Origin of the sequence: Neoroseomonas eburnea, from assembly GCF_018129005.1 — a bacterium.
GTDB classification, from domain to species: Bacteria; Pseudomonadota; Alphaproteobacteria; order Acetobacterales; family Acetobacteraceae; genus Neoroseomonas; species Neoroseomonas eburnea.
This window is the reverse complement of the sequence record NZ_JAAEDL010000006.1, coordinates 1-18432: the sequence shown is the minus strand read 5'-3', so window position 1 is coordinate 18432 and position 18432 is coordinate 1. Positions and strand designations below refer to the sequence as shown.

Genomic DNA, 18432 nt, shown 5'->3' with positions numbered 1-18432 from the left:
GCGCCTGGCGCCCGGCACCTTCTCATGCCTTGACGATCAGCGCATCCACCGCGACAGCGTCGGCCCCCGCGATGATGATCGGGTTCACGTCGAGTTCCGCCACGCGGTCGCGCTGATCCGCGACGAACTCCGACAGGCGCGTCACGATGTCCGCCAGGCGGTCGAGATCCGCCGCCGGCGCGCCGCGGAAGCCCTCCAGCGCGGCGCGGCCGCGCAACCGAGCGAACATCCCGCGCGCCTCGGCCGTCGTGACCGGGGCGAGCGCCAGCGCGGAATCGCGCATCAGCTCCACCAGCACGCCGCCGAGGCCCGCCACGATCAGCGGTCCCATCAGCGGATCGACGCGGGCGCCGACCATGACCTCCACGCCCGGCTTCGCCATGGGCTGCACCAGCACGCCGTTGATGCGCGCATTCGGCGCGTGATGCTTCGCATTCGCCATGACGGCGCGGTAGGCATCCCGCACCTCCGCCGCGTCCTTGAGCCGCAGTCGGATGACGCCCGCTTCCGTCTTGTGCGGCAGGTCGGGGCTTTCGACCTTCATCGCCACGGGGAAGCCGAGCGCCTCCGCGGCCGCCACCGCCGCATCCTCGCTCTGTGTCAGCTTCTCCGGCACCACCGGCACGCCGTAGGCGGCGAGCACCGCCTTCGCTTCGCGCTCGGTCAGCGTGCGGTCCTGGGAGGCAGCGATCAGCGCCGCTGCCTCGGCCTTCGCCTCCGGGCGCGACAGGCGCGCGGTGATGCGCGGCCCGGCGGCGCGGCGCGCTTCCCGCGCGTGCCAATGCGCGAGCGTGGCGAAGCAGCGGTCCATCGACCGGAACAGACCGATGCGCCGGTTCTGCTCCGCCTCCTTGGAGCCGAAGCCCTCCAGCCATTCCGTTGTCCACACCACGCAGATCGGCTTGTCGTGCTGCTCGGCGATCGCGGCGAGTTCCCCCGGCCGCTTGGCCGAGAGCTCCGTCGAGTAGATCTGCGCGTAGATCAGCGCGCCGTAGTGTTCCTCCCCCAACATGGCGGAGGCGCAGGCGGTGAGGCTCTCGGGGTCGTTCGCCACCTGCGCGGTCACGTCGCAGGGATTCCGTGCCGAGCCGAAATCCGGAATGCGGGATTCGAGAATCTTCTGCACGGGGGGCGTCGGTTGCGGCAACGGCACGCCGCGCGCCTCGGCCTTGTCGGCGGACATGATGGCGGCGCCGCCGGAAACCGCCACGACCGCCACGCCGCGCGCCTTGGGCGGCGGGGCCTTGGCGAGGAAGGAGGCGGTTTCCACCAGCGCCTCGAAATCCGGCACCACGATCGCGCCGGCGCGCTCGAAGGCGGCGAGGTAGGCGGCGTTCTCGCCCGCCAGCGACCCGGTGTGCGACATCGCCGCCGCCGCGCCGGCCTCCCCGGTGCCGAGCTTGAAGACGACCAGCGGCTTGTTCGCCGCATCGGCGATCTCCGCCGCATGGATGAAGCGCATCGGGTCGGGCATGCCTTCGAACACGCAGCCGATCGCCGCGCAGTCCGGATCATCCGCGAGGAAGGAGATGCAGTCCGCCACGTCGACGTCGGAGGAATTGCCCGTGGTCAGCAGGTGGCTGACCGAGACGCCGCGCATCACCGCCTGTGCGAGCGAAAAGCCCAGCGCGCCCGATTGGCTGACGAGCCCTACCGCGTGCGGGAGCGGCTGCTCCATCGGCGGCGGGATCATGAAGGTCACACCCGCCCTGGTACGGAAGTTCAGCATGCCGATGCAGTTCGGCCCGACGATGCGCATCCCCGCCGCGCGTCCGATCTCCGCGAGGCGGTCCTGCGCGGCGATGTCGTCCTCCCGCCCCGTTTCCCGGAAGCCGGAGGCATAGACCATGATGCCGCCGACACCGGCCCTGGCGCAGTCGGTCGCGATCTCCTCCACCGCATCCTTGGCGGCGACGACGATGCAGCAATCCGGCGCCTCCGGCAGCGCGGCGACGGAGGGGAAGCAGGCGCGCTCCCCGATTTTCTCGTAGCGCGAATTCACCAGGTAGAGCCGGCCCGTGAAGTCCTTGAGCGCCTGGATGGTACGGTCCGCGAAGGAACCCGCCCTGGGGCTCGCGCCGATCACCGCGATGGAAGCGGGATCGAACAACCTGCGCATGTCGCCATGACGATAGACGGCGCGGCTCGACAAACTCATGCTTGCGCTTCCCCTCGGCTGCAGCCCGGCTCATTTCCGGCCGGCAGAAGGAAGCCTAGGATGCGTCCGGCGATCCGTCACCCCCGCGGCGGAGCAGCCGCGGAAGCAAGCGCGGCATTGGAGTAGCGCGGGTCGGCCGTGACCTCCCGTCCGGCCCAGGGCGGCAGGTCCGGAACGCGCGCCACGTCGTCGAGTTCGACCTCGGCGATCACCAGGCCGGCCAGCGGTCCCTCGAACACGTCCACTTCCCAGACCAGCCCGCCATGCAAGACATCATGGCGCGTCTTGAAGATGCGGCGGCCTGTGCAGAGGGTGCCGAGCATCTCCTCCGCCTCCGCCAGCGGCACCGCGTACTCGTATTCCGGCCGCGCCAAGTGCCCCGGCCCCTTGATCGTCAGCACGGCCCCGCCATCCGTGACGCGCAGCCGCACCGCCACCCCCTCCTCACGCGCCAGGTAGCCCTGATGCAAGCGGCGGCTGCGCGTGACAGCGGCCCGCCAGCCATCGCCAAGGACAAGGAAGCGGCGCTCGATCTCGATGCCCATATGCCGGTCACTTCATGAGCACATAGGTGCCGGGCGCGTCCTCGAGCGGCGGCAGCCCGCGCTCGGGTGCGCCCATGGCGGGCGGCGCGATCTGCTCGGCGCTGCCGGCCTGCGCAAGCCATTCCGCCCAGGCCGGCCACCAGGAACCATCGCGGTGCGGAGCGATCGTTGCCCAGGTGTCGGGGTCGATGTACCGCTCCCCATGCCGGCGCGTCATGACCTGGAAGTGTCGCCCCGCATGGCCGGGCTCGCTGACGATGCCGGCATTGTGGCCTCCCTTGGTCAGGGCGAAGGTCACATCCGTGTCACTGAACAGCGAGATCTTGTAGACCGACCGCCAGGGCGCGATGTGGTCCTTGGTCGTGCCCACCGCGAAGATCGGCGCCTTGATGTCGCGCAGCGCGATGACGCGCCCTTCCACCGCGAAGCGCCCCGCCGTCAACCGGTTCTCGAGGAATAGGCCGCGCAGGTATTCCCCGTGCATGCGCGCGGGCATGCGCGTCTGGTCGGTGTTCCAGGCGGCAAGGTCGTTCATGCCGTTGCGCTCGCCGAGAACGTAGTCGCGGATCATGCGCGACCACAGCAGGTCGTTGGACCGTAGCAACTGGAAGGCGCCTGACATCTGGTGCGTGTCCAGGTAGCCCTGGTCCCACATCATGTCCTCGAGGAAGGAGAGTTGCCCTTCATCCACGAACATCATCAGCTCGCCGGCCTCGGCGAAGTCGGTCTGCGCGGCGAACAGCGACATGCTCGCGAGCCGCCTGTCGCCGTCGCGCGCCATGGTCGCCGCGGCGATCGAAAGTACCGTGCCGCCCAGGCAATAGCCGCAGGCATGGATCCGGCGGTCGGGCACAATGGCCGAAACGGCGTCGAGCGCCGCCATCACGCCGCGCTGGCGGTAGTCGTCGAGGCCGGTCTCCCGGTCGCGCACGTCCGGGTTCTTCCAGGAGACCATGAAGACCGTGAAACCCTGCGCCACCAGCCAGCGGACCAGCGAGTTCTCCGGGCTGAGGTCGAGGATGTAGTACTTCATGATCCAGGCCGGCACGATCAGCACCGGCTCGGCATGCACCGTCGGCGTGGTCGGCGCGTACTGGATCAGTTCCATCAGGTCGTTGCGGTAGACGACGCGGCCGGGCGTCACCGCCACCTCATGGCCGGGGCGGAAATGCTCCGCGCCGGCGGGCGGCGCCCCGGCGAGGCCGCGCTCCAGGTCGTCGAGCCAGTTCTCCGCCCCGTGCAGCAGGTTGAGGCCGCCCTCCGACAGGGTGCGGGCGACGATCGTCGGATTGACCCAGGGGATGTTGGTCGGCGCCAGCACGTCGGCGAGTTGGCGCATCATGAAGGCGACGCCCTCCGCATGGCGGTGCGGCAGGCCCGGCACGCCGCGGGTCGCTTCCAGCCACCAGGCCTCGGCCATCAGGTGAGCCTGGGCGAGCGCGTTGTACGGGAAGGCCTGCCAGTACTCTCCGGTGAAGCGCTGGTCGCCGTTGTTGGGGGCAATCAGGGGCGGCGGATGCTCGCCCGTCGCCGCACGACGCAGCCAGAGCAGGTAGCGCAGCCCCTGGATCCAGGCCCGGGCGGCAAGTTCCATCTGCTTGCCGGGCGCGCGCGTCAGGTGCACCGCCCAGTCCGTCCAGACGGTGCCGATGGCGACCGGGGAAATGCCCTGCGTCATCCGCGCCTGCGCCGCGCGGAGGATGCGGTCGAAGGTGTGGAAGGTCGGGCCGACCAGGGGTTCGGTGGAGGGCGATGAAGGCGGGGCGGGGTGCGGCGCGGCGGGGCGGACGGTCGTGGCCGGCACGGCGGCCGGCACCAGCGCGCCGGGCGGCGTGCCGCGGGCGGAACGGCGGGATGTCATGGAAATGGCCTATAGCGCAGCCGCGCCGCCCCCGCACTTGCGGCGGCGCAAGCCGGCTACGGTTTCATGAGGGCGTCATGCCGCCCGCGCCGCCTCCGCCAGCCAGGCGATGGCCGCATCGACGCCGCCCGGGCTGTGCGGCACCCCGGCGAGCCGCAGCGCGATTTCCACCGAGGCAAGGGTCCCGAGAATCATCGGCTCGTTCAGGTCGCCCAGATGCCCGATGCGGAAGACCTTGCCGCCGAGCCGCCCCAGGCCGCCACCGAGCGAGACGTTGAAGCTCTGCAGCGCGATGCGCCGCACCGCTTCCGCATCATGGCCCTCCGGCATCAGCACCGCGGTCACGGAGTTGGAGAAGCGGTCCGGCGAGAGGCAGAAAAGCTGCGGCCCGTCGTTCCCCGACCAGTGGCGCACGCAGCGACGCACCGCCTCGGCGAGCCGCGCATGGCGGGCGAAGACGTTGTCGAGCCCTTCCTCCTCCAGCAGGCGGAGGGATTCGCGCAGCCCGTAGAACAGCGAGGTCGGCACCGTCCCGATGAAGGAACGATGGCGCCGCGCCAGCATGTTCGTCCAACTGAAGTAGGATTTGGGCAGGCGGGATGCCGCGTGAGCGGCCATGGCCCTGGCCGAGACGCCAGTGAAGGACATGCCGGTCGGCAGCATCAGCCCCTTCTGGCTGCCGCCGACCGCGACATCGACGCCCCATTCGTCCATGCGGAAATCGAGCGAGCCGAGGGAGGAAATGGTGTCGGCCAGCAGCAGCGCCGGATGGCCGGTGGCGTCGAGCGCGGCGCGCACCTCCGTCAGCGGCAGTTCCATGCCGGTCGCCGTCTCGTTGTGCACGGCGCAGACCGCCTTGATGGCGTGGCCCGTGTCGGCGGCGAGGGCGGCGCGCAGCGCGGCGAAATCGACCCCGCGCCGCCAGTCGGCCGCGACGGTCCCGACCTCGAGCCCCAGATCCTTCGCCATCTTCCCCCAGGATTCGGAGAAGTGGCCGGTCTCGATCACCAGCAGCGCGTCGCCGGGGGAAAAGAGGTTGACCAGCGCCGCCTCCCACGCGGCATGGCCGGAGCCGGTGTAGAGGAACACCTCCTGCTCCGTCCGCAGCACGCGCTTCAGCCCGGCGACGCAGCCGTCATAGACGGTGAGGAAGGCCGGGTCGTTGAAGTCGATGCTGACATGCGCGACGGCGTGCAGGATCGAGTCCGGGATGTTGGTCGGCCCGGGATTGGCAAAGAACTGGCGTCCGCGCGGGGCGCGGGCGGTGGTCGTGGACATTCGTGCTTCCTCCGTCAACGCGCCAGTTCGCGCGCCATCGTCTCCAGCCCCGCCAGCGTCAGCGGATACATGCGGTTCTCCATCAGGCGCTGCAGGATCGTGATGGATTGCGTGTAGCGCCAATGGGACTGGTCCACCGGGTTCAGCCAGGCGGCCTTGCGGAAATGGCGCGTCAGCCGGCCCATCCACACCTGACCAGCTTCCTCGTTCCAGTGTTCCACGCTGCCGCCGGGCTGGATGATCTCGTAGGGGCTCATCGTCGCGTCGCCGACGATCACCAGGCGCCAGTCGGGGCCGTAGGTGCGCAGCATCTCCATCGTCGGGCGCTCGGTCTCGCGCCGCCGGCGGTTGGTGCGCCAGACGCGCTCGTAGGGGCAGTTGTGGAAGTACCAGAATTCCAGGTGCTTGAACTCGGAGCGCGCCGCGGTGAAGAGCTCCTGGCAGATGCGGATGTGGTCGTCCATCGACCCGCCGACATCCATCAGCAGCAGCACCTTCACGGCATTGTGCCGCTCGGGGACCATGTGCAGGTCGAGCGAGCCGCCATTGCGAGCGGTCGCGCCGATGGTGCCGGGCAGGTCGAGCTCGGTCGCCGCGCCGGTGCGGGCGAAGCGCCGCAGGCGGCGCAGCGCGACCTTCATGTTGCGGGAGGACAGCGCCTCGTCCTCGTCGAGGTCCCTGAACTGGCGCTGGTCCCAGACCTTCACCGCGCGGCGGTGGCGGGATTCCTCCTGCCCGATGCGCACGCCCTCGGGGTTGTAGCCATAGGCGCCGAAGGGCGAGGTTCCCGCCGTGCCGATCCACTTCGATCCGCCCTGATGCCGGCCCTTCTGTTCCGCCAGACGCTGCTTCAGCGTCTCCATCAGCTTGTCGAAGCCGCCCAGGGCCTCGATCTGCGACATTTCCTCCGGCGTGAGGATCTTCTCCGCCATCTTGCGCAGCCATTCGGCCGGGAGTTCGCGCGGGGCCTCCCCGCTCGGCGATTCCAGCCCCTTGAAGATCTCCCCGAACACGCGGTCGAAGCGGTCGAGGTGGCGTTCGTCCTTCACCAGCGCCGCGCGGCTCAGATGGTAGAAATCATCCACGCTGAAGCCGGCCACGCCTTCCTTCATCGCGCGCAGCAGCGCCAGGTACTCCGTGATGGAGGCCGGCACGCCCGCGGCGCGCAGCGCGAGGATGAAGGGCGCGAACATCGCACTACCCGCCGCGGCGGCGCGCCAGGAAGGCCAGCCGCTCGAACAGGTGCACGTCCTGCTCATTCTTCAGAAGCGCGCCGTAGAGCGGCGGGATCGCCGTCTTCGTGTCGGAGGACCGCAGCGCCTCGGGCGGCATGTCCTCGATGGTCAGCAGCTTCAGCCAGTCGAGCAGTTCGCTCGTCGCCGGCTTCTTCTTCAGCTCGTTGACCTCGCGGATGTCGAAGAAGACGTTCAGCGCCTCGCGCAGCAGGTCCCGCCGGATGTCGGGGTAGTGCGCGCGGACGATCATCTCCATCGTCTCGCGGTCGGGGAAGCGGATGTAGTGGAAGAAGCAGCGGCGCAGGAAGGCGTCCGGCAGCTCCTTCTCGTTGTTGGAGGTGATGATCACCACCGGGCGGTGCCTCGCCGCGATGGTCTTGCGCGTCTCGTAGACGAAGAACTGCATGCGATCGAGCTCGAGCAGCAGGTCGTTCGGGAACTCGATGTCCGCCTTGTCGATCTCGTCGATCAGCAGCACGACGGGCTGCTCGCTCTCGAAGGCATCCCATAGCTTGCCGCGCACGATGTAGTTGGCGATGTCGTGTACGCGCGGGTCGCCGAGCTGGCCGTCGCGCAGGCGGGAGACGGCATCGTACTCGTACAGCCCCTGCTGCGCCTTCGTCGTGGACTTGATGTGCCACTCGATCAGCGGATAGCCGAGCGCCTTGGCGATCTCCTGCGCCAGCACGGTCTTGCCGGTGCCGGGTTCGCCCTTCACCAGCAGCGGGCGCTGCAGCGCGACCGAGGCGTTGACCGCGACCTCCAGTTCGCGGGAAGCAACATAGTTCTCCGTGCCCTTGAACTGCGCCACGGTCCGTCCCCTGCCTGTTCGGCCTTCAGGGTCGGGCCGCTTGGCGCTTCGCGCAAGCCCGGATCATCCGAGCGCCCCCGCCGCCAGGCGAAACAGGGCGGCGGCGAAGGCACGCATGTTCGCCTCCCGCCCCGCCATGCCGGTTTCCAGGGTGGTCACCCGCTCCACCGGCCCGGACACCGCCAGGCAGGTATGCCCCGCCGCATCCCCGTAGCGATTGCCGGAGGGCCCGGCCGCCCCGGTTTCGGCGAAGCCCCAATCGGCGCCAAGCCGCGCGCGCACCGTGCGCGCCAACAGCAGGGCATAGGGCTCCGAGGACGACCGTATCCCTGCCATCTCGGCGTCGGTGATGCCGAGCAGCGCGCCCCGCGCCGCCTTCGTGTAGATCACGCCGCCGCCGAGGAAATACGCCGAGGCCCCCGGCACGGCGAGCAGCGCCGCCGAGATCAGCCCACCGGCCGAACTCTCGACCACCGCGACCGTCTCCTTTCGGGCCTTCAGCCGATCCGCCAGGGCCCGCGCCGCGGGCAGCAATGCTTCCATCACGTCCTCCATTCTCGCGCCGAGCGAAGCAGATCAGATGTGCCGCCACCAGCGCCGCGTCAGCGCCAGGGCCAGGAGCCCGGCGATGCCCATGCCGGCCGTCGCCGCCGGCGCCCCGAACCATTCCGCCAGCGCGCCCAGCGCCAGGAAGCCGATCGGCCCCAGCCCGATGCAGACCGAGAGCAGTCCCAGGACCCGGCTGCGCATCTCGACCGGCGTCGCGAGGAAGACCAGCGTCGGCTGCATGATGGCGAAGCCCGCCCCGCCGATGCCCGCAAGCATCAGCGCCACACCCGCCGTCAGCGGATCGGGCGCGACCGCAAAGACCGCCAGCATACCGAAGTAGAGCGAGATGCCGCCGAGGTAGATCGCGCGGTACTGCCCCGCCTTCGCCAGCACCGCGATGGTCACCGCCCCGCAGAAGGACCCGAGTCCGTCCAGGCTGGCGAGCACGCCGACGCCCTGCGGCCCGAGGTCCAGGCTGTCCTTGCCGATCACCGGGATCATGCTGGTGGAAGGCCAGCCGAACAGGTTGAACAGCAGCGTCACCAGCAGCGTGCCGACGAGCCGTGGCTCCTGCCGGACGCAGGCCAGGCCCTCGGCGATGCGCGCGAGCACCGGCGCCGCCGTCGCCGCCGGTGCGGATGGCGCCTTGGGCAGGCGCAGCGTCCCCACCAGCGCCGGCAGGTAGATCACGACACTCAGCACGAAGGCGCCATCGAGGCCGATCGCGGCGAGCAGCGTCCCGCCCAGCATCGGCCCCAGCACGCGGCTGCCGTTGCTGGTCGCGACGTCGAGTGACATCGCCACCCCCATCCGTGCCGGCCCGGCCACCTGGCCGATCATCGCCCGCCGCACCGGATTGTCGGAGGCCCAGGCGATGCCGTTCATGAAACTCGCTACCGCCAGGTGCCAGACCTCGACGGCATCGAGCAGCGCCAGCACGGCGATGACCGCGGAGGTCGCCATCTGCGACAGGACGATCAGCAGCAGCGCACGGCGGCGGTCCATGCGCTCCGCGGCCGCCCCCAGGAAAGCCCCGAACAGGCCCATGGGCAGCAGGCGCAGCATGGTGAGCATCGCGACGACGAAGGCCGAACCCGTCGCCGCATAGGCAAAGACGCCGACCGCCAGCGTCTCCAGCCAGCGGACGACGAAGACCGCAAGGCCGACCGTCCAGAGATTGCGGAAGTCGCGGTCGCGAAAGAGGGCGCGCCAGGCCGGTTCCGGCATTGCGCGAAAGAAAGGTCGGGGGAGGGTGAACCTCCCCCGAACCCCCTCCCTTCTCTGTCGTTTGGGAACTGACAGCCGGAGTCAGTCTCCAAATGCCAAAGAAGGTTGGGGGGTTCGGGGGGAAGTTCTCTTCCCCCCGACCTCTTACAGCCCCGCCTGGGAAACGAACTTCGTGTTGAGGTAAGCCTCGATCGCCTCCGACCCGCCTTCCGAGCCGTAACCGGAGTCCTTCACGCCGCCGAACGGCACTTCCGGCAGGGCGAGGCCGAGGTGGTTGATCGTCATCATCCCGCTCTCCACCTGCGCCGCGATGGCGTTCGCGGTCTTGGCCGAGCGCGTGAAGGCATAGGCGGCGAGGCCGTAGGGCAGCCGGTTCGCCTCCGTCACCACCTCCTCGAGGTCCTTGAAGCGGGAGATCATGGCCATCGGGCCGAAGGGCTCCTCGTTCATCGCGCGTGCGCTCAGCGGCACGTCCGTCAGCACCGTCGGCTCGTAGAAGTAGCCCTTGTTGCCGATGCGCTTGCCGCCGGTCTGCACCTTGGCGCCCTTGGACTGCGCGTCCTGCACCAGCGTCTCCACCCAGGGGACGCGGCGTTCATGCGCGAGCGGCCCCATGGTGGTGCCCTCGGCCAGGCCGTCGCCGACCTTCAGCGTCTTGGTGTGGGCGACGAACTTCTCGACGAAGCCGTCGTACAGCTTCTCCTGCACCAGGAAGCGCGTGGGGGAGACGCAGACCTGGCCGGCATTGCGGAACTTCGCCCCGGCCAGCGTCTTCGCCGCCAGGTCGAGATCCGCGTCGTCGAACACGATCGCCGGCGCATGGCCGCCGAGTTCCATCGTCACCCGCTTCATGTGCTGGCCGGCGAGGCCCGCCAGCAGCTTGCCCACCGGGGTCGAGCCGGTGAAGGTCACCTTGCGGATGACCGGATGCGCGATGAGGTATTCGCTGATCTCGGCCGGCACGCCGAAGACCAGATTCACGACGCCCGCCGGGATGCCGGCATCGATGAAGGCACGGATCAGCTCGGCCGGAGAGGCCGGGGTTTCCTCCGGCGCCTTGACGATGATGGAGCAGCCGGTGGTGACGGCGCCGCAGAGCTTGCGCACCACCTGGTTGATCGGGAAGTTCCACGGCGTGAAGGCGGCGACGGGGCCGACCGGCTCCTTCACCACGAGCTGATAGATGCCCTCGGCCCGTGCCGGGATGACGCGGCCATAGGCACGGCGGCCTTCCTCGGCGAACCAGTCGATGATGTCGGCGGCGGCCAGCACTTCGACCTTCGCCTCGGGCAGCGGCTTGCCCTGCTCGAGGGTCAGCAGACGGGCGGTCTCGTCGGCGCGGGAGCGGAAGATGTCCGCCGCCTTGCGCATCAGCTTGTAGCGTTCGAAGGCCGGAACCTTCTTCCACACCGCGAAGCCCTTGTCGGCGGCGGCCAGCGCCTCGTCGAGGTCGGCCTTCTCGGCGTGGGCGACGGTGCCGATCACCTCCTCGGTGGCCGGGTTCAGCACGTTGAGGGTCTTGCCGGAGCGGGCCGGACGCCACTCCCCGTTCACGTGCAGCAGGACGTTCGGATACGACATCGGCGCCTTCCTCCGAAGTTTCGGTCTCGGCGCGCAGCCTAGACCCGCAACCCGCGCCGGGCCAGATGGCGCGGCTTGCCCTGGCTGCATGGCTGGCCGCCCCTCCCCGGCGGCGGGCGGCGGGTCGCGAAGCGGTGAGCCGCTGGGTCGTGGTCGCCCTCGGGCGAGGGTGGATCGCCCCCGGGCGCGATCCACCTTGGTGCGGCGCCGGAGCGGCGGTTAGGATGGCGCCATGATCCTGTCCTTCCCGTCGCCCCGCTGTCTGCTCCTGGCCGTGGCCCTCCTGTCCGCCTGTGGCGCCGCCGAGGGGGGGAGGGCGGGGGAAACCACCTTCGCGCCTTCCCCGAGCAACGCCTTCGGCGCCTACCTGGCGGGGCGCTTCGCCACCTCGGAATCCGACACGAGGGTCGCCGCCGACAGCCTGCTGGCGGCGCTGCGTGCGGATCCGGACCAGCCGGAGGTGGTGCAGCGGGCCTTCGTCGCGACGCTGCTCGATGGCCGGCCGGAGGCCGTGCGCCTGGCGCGGCGCCTGCCGGACAACCCGCTCGCCGCCATGCTGATCGCGGGCAGCGAGGCGCAGGCCGGCCGCTGGGATCGTGCCGAGGCGCGGGTCCGCGCCCTGCCGCGGCAGGGCGCCTCACAGCTCCTGCAGCCGATGCTGCTCGCCTGGGTGCTGCACGGCAAGGGGCAGACGGACGCGGCGGTGGCGCTGCTGCGCCCGCTGTCGGAGAGCGGGCGGCTGCGCACGCTCTACGCGCTGCATGCGGCGCTGATCTGCGACCTCTCCGGCCGCGCGCGGGAAGCGGAGCGCTTCGTGCGCATCGCCATCGGCGACGGCCAGCCGCTGACGCTGCGCCTGGTGCAGATCGCCGGCGGCATCCTCGCCCGCAACGGCAAGGAAGGCGAAGCCGAGCGACTGGTGGACGCCCTCTCCCGCGGGCAGGACGACATCGCCCTCGCGCTCGGCGAGGCCGGGCTGCGGCAGATGATGGTGGGCAGGGCCGTTGCCTCCCCGGTGGAGGGCATGGCCGAGGCGCACCTTGCCCTTGCCGGGGCGCTGCGCGGCCAGGGGGCGGCGGAGTTTTCGCTGGCACTGACACGGCTGGCATTGCGGCTTCGTCCCGGATTCGCGCCGGCCCTGCTGCTCGCATCCGATGCACTGTCCGACGAGGGGCAGCATGCCGCCGCGCTGGCGCAGCTCGACCAGATCGCCGCAGACGACCCATTGGCCGGCATGGTGGGGCTGCGGCGCGCCGCGCTGCTCGATCGCCTGGACCGGCCGGATGAAGCGGCGGCCGAATTCCGCCGCGTCGCCACGATCTTTCCCAGCGCGTCGCAGCCCCATGCCCGGCTTGGCGACATGCTGCGCGCGCGGCAGCGCTGGGCGGAGGCCACCGCCGCCTATGACGAGGCGATCCGGCGCGTCCCGGCGCCCTCGGCGGCGCAGTGGCCTCTCTTCTATGCGCGCGGCATCGCGCGGGAACGCGACAACCGCTGGTCGGATGCCGAGGCGGATTTCCGCCGCGCGCTGGAGCTCAGCCCGGAGCAGCCCTATGTGCTGAACTACCTCGGCTACACCTGGGTGGAGCGGGGCGAGCATCTGGCCGAGGCGCGCCGCATGCTCGAGCGGGCGGTGGCGCTGCGCCCGCAGGACGGCAACATCGCCGACAGCCTGGGCTGGGCACTCTACAAGCTTGGTGATACCGCTGGCGCGCTGCGGTGGCTGGAGCGCGCCGTTGAACTCGAACCGCGCAACAGCGTGATCAACGACCATCTTGGTGATGTTTACTGGGTGGCCGGCCGGCAGCGGGAAGCGCAGTTCCAGTGGCGGCGCGCGCTCGCCCTCGGTCCGGAAGGGGACGAGGGACCCAGGATCGAGGCCAAGATCCGCAATGGCCTGCCCGCAAACCCGGTGGCGGAGAACCGCCGCTGAACCGTGCCCCGACGACCGCCGCGCCGCGCGTCGAGGCCGCACCCGCCAAGGTCAATCTGTACCTGCACGTGACCGGCCAGCGGGCGGATGGCTACCATACGCTGGACAGCCTGGTGGTCTTCGCCGACGCGGCGGACGCGGTGACGGCGGCGCCGGCGGACGGCCTGAAGTTGTCGCTCTCGGGGCCGGAGGCGACGGCCTTGATGGCCGAGCCCGACAATCTGGTGCTGCGCGCCGCGCGTTCCCTAGCCGCCGCAGCGGGGATTCCGCCGCGTGCCGCGCTGGCGCTGGAGAAGCGCTTGCCCGTCGCCTCCGGCATCGGCGGCGGCAGCGCGGATGCGGCTGCAGCGCTGCGGGCGCTGAACGCGCTGTGGGGACTAGACTGGCAGCAGGCACGGCTGGCGGCGCTTGCCTTGCCGCTCGGCGCCGATATTCCCGCCTGCATCGCATCCCGGGCCTGCCGCATGGGGGGAATCGGGGAGGCGCTTTCGCCCGCGCCGCGCCTGCCGGATTGCGGGCTGGTGCTGGCCAATCCGCGCATCGCGCTGGCGACACCGGCGGTGTTCAAGGCGCGAGAGGGTGGATTCTCGGCCCCAGCCCTGCTGCCCGCGGGATGGCCCGATGCGGCGGCGATGGCGCGCGATCTCGCGGCACTACGGAACGACCTCGAGCCGCCGGCGGCCGCGCTTTGCCCCGTGGTGGCAGAGGTGGTGGGAACGCTGCGGGCCCTGCCTGGCTGCCTCTTGGCACGCATGAGCGGCTCCGGCGCAACCTGTTTCGGGCTCTTCGCCGAGCCTCGTTCTGCCGAGTACGCGGCGGAACGGCTGCCGGCCGCCTGGTGGCGCTGGGGCGGGGGGCTTCACGGGGCAGGCCGGTGAGGGCTATGAGGCAGGACGGATGGGGCGTCGCCAAGCGGTAAGGCAGCGGTTTTTGGTACCGCCATTCCCAGGTTCGAATCCTGGCGCCCCAACCACGCAGTCGCGGTGTCGCGGACGATTTCCGGGTCCGCGACCCTAGCCCGCGAAAGGCCCGGCTTTCCGGCCCGACACGCGAGGGGCTCCGGCGATTTGTACCTGAGAGACGCTGGCCCGCCGGGTTCAGCGGGCCGAATGCCGGTTCTGTCTCTCGAGGCCATTTCGGCAGGTACGGATGGGGTCAGTTGCCAGGTCCGCGGAGTGGCGTAGGTCCCGGCGCACTCGCTCCCGCTCTGGCATGCCGGACGCGCATTGGCGTGCTCGGGAGGCTAAGAGACGCTGTCGGTGCAACGGCAGCCCGCAGCCATTCCGGCTCAGACGAATCCGAGCGCCCTGCGCTGGTCCTGCCAGTCTGTAGGGATGCGGGTGTCCTGCATCAGGTGTGAGGCCGTGAGGTTCGTCGGCTGGCAGCCGCCGAGGATGGCCTCGACGATGTCCGGCGCCAGCCAGGCGAGCCGAACGAGCCGCGTCGCGTAGGATTGCGAGATGCCCAGCTCCATCGCGACAGCCGTCAGGCTCGGCGCGGTATTCGACACCAACGCCTCGCGCAGCGCCCAGGCCTTCGCAATCAGGCGAACCAGCGACGGGTCCGAGCGATCGGCAGCAACGGTCGATCCGACCAGCAGCGCCATCTCACGACCGGCACGACGCAGGGCCACCGGTTCGGTGAGGGTGATGGGCGGGAGATGTCGATCCTTCCCGTTGCCGTTATCGCTGCCCTTGTCGATCACAGAGGCGGCGCTACCGCCCTTGCCAGCGAGGACTGCAAGCAATCCCTGCGGCGCGAGATGGATGGTGACCTCATGCCGCTGCACCGTCATCTCGGCCCGGAGGACGAGCAGGATCTCGCGCTGCAAAGCGTGACCCTGCTGACGCCAGCGACGCGCCAGTTTCTCCGCTGCCTCGAGCACCCGCCGCTGCTGCGCAACCTCCGTTGGCAGCGCCCCAGCGGATCTGAGAGCCCGCAGCAGTGCCGGCCCATCGGACAGGAGGCGGGTGATGCGGCCGGTGACGACCCGTTCCAGCGCCGCCGCCGGCACCCGCAGCGCATCGGCATGCTCCTGGCGCGTGCCGGTGATCAGCCCGTTCGAGACGTAGTAGCGGTACCGACGCCCACCCTTGTTCGCATGGGTGGGGACCATCGGCTCGCCGGTGCCGTCGGCAACCATCCCCGCCAGCAGGCTCGGATGGCTGGCAGTGCCACCCAAACGGCGATGGTTTCGGCTCTCGGTCAGGCGCTGCTGCACCGCCTCCCACAACTCCGCGTCGACGATCGCCGCGTGCTCGCCAGGATAGACGTTGCCCCGATGGGCCACCTCGCCCCGGTAGACCCGGTTCTGCAGCAGGTGGAACACAGCGCCACGGGCGAGAGGGCGGCCTGCCTTGCCGGTGATGCCCTTCTCGGCAAGGTGCTGCTGCACCAGCCGCACCGTGCCCAGGACGAGATAGGCCTGGTAGATGGACCGGACGCGCTCCGCCTCGGCCGGGTGGACCACCAGCTTGCGGTCCTTCACTTCGTACCCGAGGGGGACCGATCCGCCCATCCACATCCCCTTGCGCTTGGAGGCGGCGATCTTGTCGCGGATGCGCTCGCCGGTGACCTCGCGCTCGAACTGCGCAAAGGAGAGCAGCATGTTCAACGTCAGCCGCCCCATGCTGGTGGTGGTGTTGAACTGCTGGGTGACCGAGACGAAGGAGGCGCCATGGCCGTCCAGCACCTCGACGATCTTGGCGAAGTCGGAGAGTGAGCGGGTCAGGCGGTCGACCTTGTAGACCACGACCAGGTCGACCCGGCCGGAGGCGACATCCGCCAGCAGACGCTGCAGCGCCAGACGGTTCATGTGGCCCCCCGACAGGCCGCCATCGTCGTAGCGCGTGGACAGCAAGGTCCAGCCTTCGTGTCGCTGGCTGCGGATAAACGCCTCGCAGGCCTCGCGCTGGGCATCGAGGGAGTTGAACTCCTGCTCCAGCCCCTCCTCGGAGGATTTCCGGGTGTAGATGGCGCAGCGCAGGCCGGTCCTGGCGGCAGGCTGAACTGAGCCTCGGCGGCTACGCATCGCGCGCCCCCTCGGCATGGTGACCAGAACGGGCAGAACCCATCGTTCCGCCTCCCCGCCGGAGGCCGAAGAACCTCGGCCCGGACCAGTGGGCGCCGGTGATGTGGCGGGCGACCTCCGAGAGGGAGGCAAAGCGCTGCCCCGCCATCTCGAAACCCTGATCCAGGGCCAGCACGGTGTAAGTCCTGCCGTGCCATTCCCGCAGCAGGGTCGAGCCCGCCTTGATCCGCGGCGTCGGAACTCGGGGCTCCCCTGCCCTCCCGGGATCGCCGCTGGCCAGGTTGGCCAGGCGGCGGCGGGCATCGGCGCTGAGCCCGCCGTGTTGGTCCGCCTGCAGGCGATAGGCGATGTCCCGTTCCAGGAAGTCGCGGCTGAGCGCGGCGGGCGCCACCATGCCATGCAGGCGTTCCCATTCCTGCCGCCGCGCGGCGGCAGGCGATTCATCGCCGGGCAGGTCGGAGCCTACCTTACGTGGCCGGGGCATTCTGCCCCCTCCTCAGTCCACCGCCGTCAGGCGGTAGGCCTTGCGGCCGTTCTGCTGGATGAGTGCCACATCGAAACCCCGCTTGCGCAGGCCGGTCACGGCGGCGCGGGCGGTGTGCGGCAGCCAGCCGGTCAGCGTGGTGATCTCGGCCAGCGTCGCACCGGCTTCGGCCGAGATCGCCTGCAGCACCTCACCCAGCTTGCCGGTCGGATGGCGGGGTGGGGCTTCCTGCGTGCCCTGCTCGGCGGCGGGCTCCTCGGTCGTGCCAGCATCGCCGCTCATGGAACCCACGACCCCTCCGGTGCTGGTGTCGGCGTCAGCATCTGTCGTCTCCACCGTCGCATCCTCATGGACGCCCGCAGCGGCAAGGCCCGCCGCGGTGATACGCAGGCCGTGGTGCTGGCCGGCCTCGTCGGTGCGCCAGGCGATGCTCGCATCGTCGAGCGGCACCTCCGCGACGAGGTCCATCTTGAGCAGGGCGCCGAGCAGATTGCGCTGGGCGCCGCCGCGGGCGCGGATCGTCGGGGGCAGGGGGAGGACCATGTGGTCGGGTCGCTGCGCGGCGGTGGAGAGGATCAGAAGCTGGGCGACGGTGAGGGTCTTAGTGTCAGACATCTGGATGGTTCCTTGTGCGGGACGCCGCTCCATGCGGCGCTCCCACCACCCGAAGCCCGGGATTTGCCGGGTTTGCTGCTGCGGGCTCCCTCACCCGCGCCGCGTCAGCACCAATGCTTCCCGCCACGACGAAGTCGAGCGGAAAGTTCAGGTGCTCCGACGATGGCCGTTCTCACCGAGTTCGTCGCCCGAGTTGCGGCCGGATCTGGCCGGAAGCGGTAGGTCTGCTCTTGGTACGGCGATCTTGAAAGCGGACGTTAAGAGGCTGTCTCGAAACACGTTCGATATGAGCCTGTGGGGGGGGTGGATGGCCGGGCTGCATCGTGATTCGACCGGGTTGCGACACCTTGGACGAACGACGCGATGTGGACCCCGGCCACCCGGCGGCAGCATAGCCGCGCGGGGCTGCGCTATGCGAGTGACCTGACGGACGACGAATGGCGGATCCTGGAACCGCTGCTGCCCGGCGAACCCGGCCGCGGGCGACGGCGTGCCTGGCCGCTGCGCGAGAGCGCCAACGCCATCTTCTACGTTCTGCGCGCGGGCTGCGCCTGGCGCCTGCTGCCCGACAGCTTCCCGCCCTGGCGCACGGTCTACCGCTGGTTCGTCCGGCTGCGCGATGGCGGCGTGTTCGAGGCGATCAACCATCACCTGGTGATGCTCGACCGCGAGCGCTCTGGCCGCGAAGCCAGCCCGACGGCGGCGGTGATCGACAGCCAGAGCGTGAAGACCACTGAGAGCGGCGGCCCGCGCGGCTACGACGCCGGCAAGAAGATCAAAGGCCGCAAGCGCCACGCCATGGTGGACACCGACGGGCGCGGCCTGACGCTGGACAACCATCCGGCCAGCATCCAGGACCGTGACGGCGCACCGCCGCCGATGCGGATGTCGCGCTGCCGCTGGCCCTTCGTGCAACTGGCCTTCATGGACAGCGGCTACGCCGGAGACCGCGTCGCCAGCGCCACCGCGATCCGCGTCGAGATCGTCCGCAAGCCGAAGGATCAAGTCGGCTTCGCCGTTCATGCCCGCCGCCGGGTGGTCGAGCGCTTCTTCGCCTGGATCGGCCGCAACCGACGTCTCGCCAAGGACTTCGAGGCCACCATCGCCTCCGCCAACGCCTTCCT

15 protein-coding genes and 1 tRNA gene are annotated in these 18432 nt (G+C 70.1%); 4 read left to right on the top strand and 12 right to left on the bottom strand.

Features of this window, described 5'->3' with window-relative positions; all coding sequences use genetic code 11:
• Positions 1-22: 22 nt before the first annotated feature.
• The 9 genes from GXW74_RS07670 to GXW74_RS07630 form a co-directional block, all read right to left on the bottom strand.
• Positions 23-2158 (bottom strand): acetate--CoA ligase family protein, encoded by a 2136-nt coding sequence (locus GXW74_RS07670; protein WP_211845900.1) that lies wholly within the window; start codon positions 2156-2158, stop codon positions 23-25.
• 77 nt (positions 2159-2235) lie between these two features.
• The gene (locus GXW74_RS07665; RefSeq protein ID WP_211845899.1) at positions 2236-2703 is read right to left on the bottom strand and encodes a CYTH domain-containing protein; all 468 of its coding nucleotides are present in this window, start codon (positions 2701-2703) and stop codon (positions 2236-2238) included.
• Positions 2704-2710: 7 nt separating this feature from the next.
• A complete protein-coding gene (locus GXW74_RS07660; RefSeq protein ID WP_211845898.1) occupies positions 2711-4564 on the bottom strand; it encodes a PHA/PHB synthase family protein in 1854 nt (617 codons plus the stop codon).
• 75 nt (positions 4565-4639) lie between these two features.
• On the bottom strand, positions 4640-5842 hold the full coding sequence (locus GXW74_RS07655) for a pyridoxal-phosphate-dependent aminotransferase family protein (RefSeq protein WP_211845897.1): 1203 nt from the start codon (positions 5840-5842) through the stop codon (positions 4640-4642).
• A 14-nt stretch (positions 5843-5856) separates the two neighbouring features.
• Positions 5857-7035 carry a vWA domain-containing protein gene (locus GXW74_RS07650; RefSeq protein WP_211845896.1) on the bottom strand — a complete coding sequence of 393 codons (1179 nt, stop codon included), beginning with the start codon at positions 7033-7035 and terminating at the stop codon, positions 5857-5859.
• Between the two features lie 4 nt (positions 7036-7039).
• Positions 7040-7888, bottom strand: a complete 849-nt coding sequence (locus GXW74_RS07645) for an AAA family ATPase (RefSeq protein WP_211845895.1) — start codon at positions 7886-7888, stop codon at positions 7040-7042.
• 63 nt (positions 7889-7951) lie between these two features.
• Positions 7952-8431: a CinA family protein gene (locus GXW74_RS07640; protein WP_211845894.1), complete on the bottom strand. Its 480-nt coding sequence runs from the start codon at positions 8429-8431 to the stop codon at positions 7952-7954.
• A 33-nt stretch (positions 8432-8464) separates the two neighbouring features.
• Positions 8465-9664, bottom strand: coding sequence for an MFS transporter (locus GXW74_RS07635; protein ID WP_211845893.1), 1200 nt, complete (start codon positions 9662-9664; stop codon positions 8465-8467).
• 144 nt (positions 9665-9808) lie between these two features.
• On the bottom strand, positions 9809-11245 hold the full coding sequence (locus tag GXW74_RS07630) for an NAD-dependent succinate-semialdehyde dehydrogenase (RefSeq protein WP_211845892.1): 1437 nt from the start codon (positions 11243-11245) through the stop codon (positions 9809-9811).
• A 232-nt stretch (positions 11246-11477) separates the two neighbouring features.
• Between GXW74_RS07630 and GXW74_RS07625 the strand changes: the two genes are divergently transcribed.
• The 3 genes from GXW74_RS07625 to GXW74_RS07615 all read left to right on the top strand — a co-directional run bounded on the left by GXW74_RS07625 (position 11478) and on the right by GXW74_RS07615 (position 14151).
• Positions 11478-13178 carry a tetratricopeptide repeat protein gene (locus GXW74_RS07625; protein ID WP_211845891.1) on the top strand — a complete coding sequence of 567 codons (1701 nt, stop codon included), beginning with the start codon at positions 11478-11480 and terminating at the stop codon, positions 13176-13178.
• Positions 13175-14056, top strand: a complete 882-nt coding sequence (locus GXW74_RS07620; RefSeq protein WP_211846069.1) for a 4-(cytidine 5'-diphospho)-2-C-methyl-D-erythritol kinase — start codon at positions 13175-13177, stop codon at positions 14054-14056. The genes GXW74_RS07625 and GXW74_RS07620 overlap by 4 nt, the downstream gene beginning before the upstream one ends.
• 20 nt (positions 14057-14076) lie before the next feature.
• Positions 14077-14151: transfer RNA gene (locus GXW74_RS07615), tRNA-Gln, on the top strand.
• A 315-nt stretch (positions 14152-14466) separates the two neighbouring features.
• On the opposite strand, the gene GXW74_RS07610 is transcribed toward GXW74_RS07615, so the two are convergent.
• The 3 genes from GXW74_RS07610 to GXW74_RS07600 are packed head-to-tail and all read right to left on the bottom strand — an operon-like array spanning position 14467 to position 17308.
• Positions 14467-16209 (bottom strand): recombinase family protein, encoded by a 1743-nt coding sequence (locus GXW74_RS07610; protein WP_211845890.1) that lies wholly within the window; start codon positions 16207-16209, stop codon positions 14467-14469.
• Positions 16202-16693 carry a DUF2924 domain-containing protein gene (locus GXW74_RS07605; RefSeq protein ID WP_272877246.1) on the bottom strand — a complete coding sequence of 164 codons (492 nt, stop codon included), beginning with the start codon at positions 16691-16693 and terminating at the stop codon, positions 16202-16204. The genes GXW74_RS07610 and GXW74_RS07605 overlap by 8 nt, the downstream gene beginning before the upstream one ends.
• 12 nt (positions 16694-16705) lie before the next feature.
• The gene (locus GXW74_RS07600; RefSeq protein WP_211845888.1) at positions 16706-17308 is read right to left on the bottom strand and encodes a DUF3489 domain-containing protein; all 603 of its coding nucleotides are present in this window, start codon (positions 17306-17308) and stop codon (positions 16706-16708) included.
• Positions 17309-17671: 363 nt separating this feature from the next.
• Between GXW74_RS07600 and GXW74_RS07595 the strand changes: the two genes are divergently transcribed.
• Positions 17672-18432 (top strand): IS5 family transposase (locus GXW74_RS07595; protein ID WP_211845887.1); only part of this gene is annotated, 761 nt, incomplete at its 3' end.

Excerpts from the sequence above, each read along its gene's own strand:
- GXW74_RS07670 (WP_211845900.1), bottom strand. The coding sequence starts at position 2,158 with ATGAGTTTGTCGAGCCGCGCCGTCTATCGTCATGGCGACATGCGCAGG.
- GXW74_RS07665 (WP_211845899.1), bottom strand. The coding sequence starts at position 2,703 with ATGGGCATCGAGATCGAGCGCCGCTTCCTTGTCCTTGGCGATGGCTGG.
- GXW74_RS07660 (WP_211845898.1), bottom strand. The coding sequence starts at position 4,564 with ATGACATCCCGCCGTTCCGCCCGCGGCACGCCGCCCGGCGCGCTGGTG.
- GXW74_RS07655 (WP_211845897.1), bottom strand. The coding sequence starts at position 5,842 with ATGTCCACGACCACCGCCCGCGCCCCGCGCGGACGCCAGTTCTTTGCC.
- GXW74_RS07650 (WP_211845896.1), bottom strand. The coding sequence starts at position 7,035 with ATGTTCGCGCCCTTCATCCTCGCGCTGCGCGCCGCGGGCGTGCCGGCC.
- GXW74_RS07640 (WP_211845894.1), bottom strand. The coding sequence starts at position 8,431 with ATGGAAGCATTGCTGCCCGCGGCGCGGGCCCTGGCGGATCGGCTGAAG.
- GXW74_RS07635 (WP_211845893.1), bottom strand. The coding sequence starts at position 9,664 with ATGCCGGAACCGGCCTGGCGCGCCCTCTTTCGCGACCGCGACTTCCGC.
- GXW74_RS07630 (WP_211845892.1), bottom strand. The coding sequence starts at position 11,245 with ATGTCGTATCCGAACGTCCTGCTGCACGTGAACGGGGAGTGGCGTCCG.
- GXW74_RS07625 (WP_211845891.1), top strand. The coding sequence starts at position 11,478 with ATGATCCTGTCCTTCCCGTCGCCCCGCTGTCTGCTCCTGGCCGTGGCC.
- GXW74_RS07610 (WP_211845890.1), bottom strand. The coding sequence starts at position 16,209 with ATGCGTAGCCGCCGAGGCTCAGTTCAGCCTGCCGCCAGGACCGGCCTG.
- GXW74_RS07605 (WP_272877246.1), bottom strand. The coding sequence starts at position 16,693 with ATGCCCCGGCCACGTAAGGTAGGCTCCGACCTGCCCGGCGATGAATCG.
- GXW74_RS07600 (WP_211845888.1), bottom strand. The coding sequence starts at position 17,308 with ATGTCTGACACTAAGACCCTCACCGTCGCCCAGCTTCTGATCCTCTCC.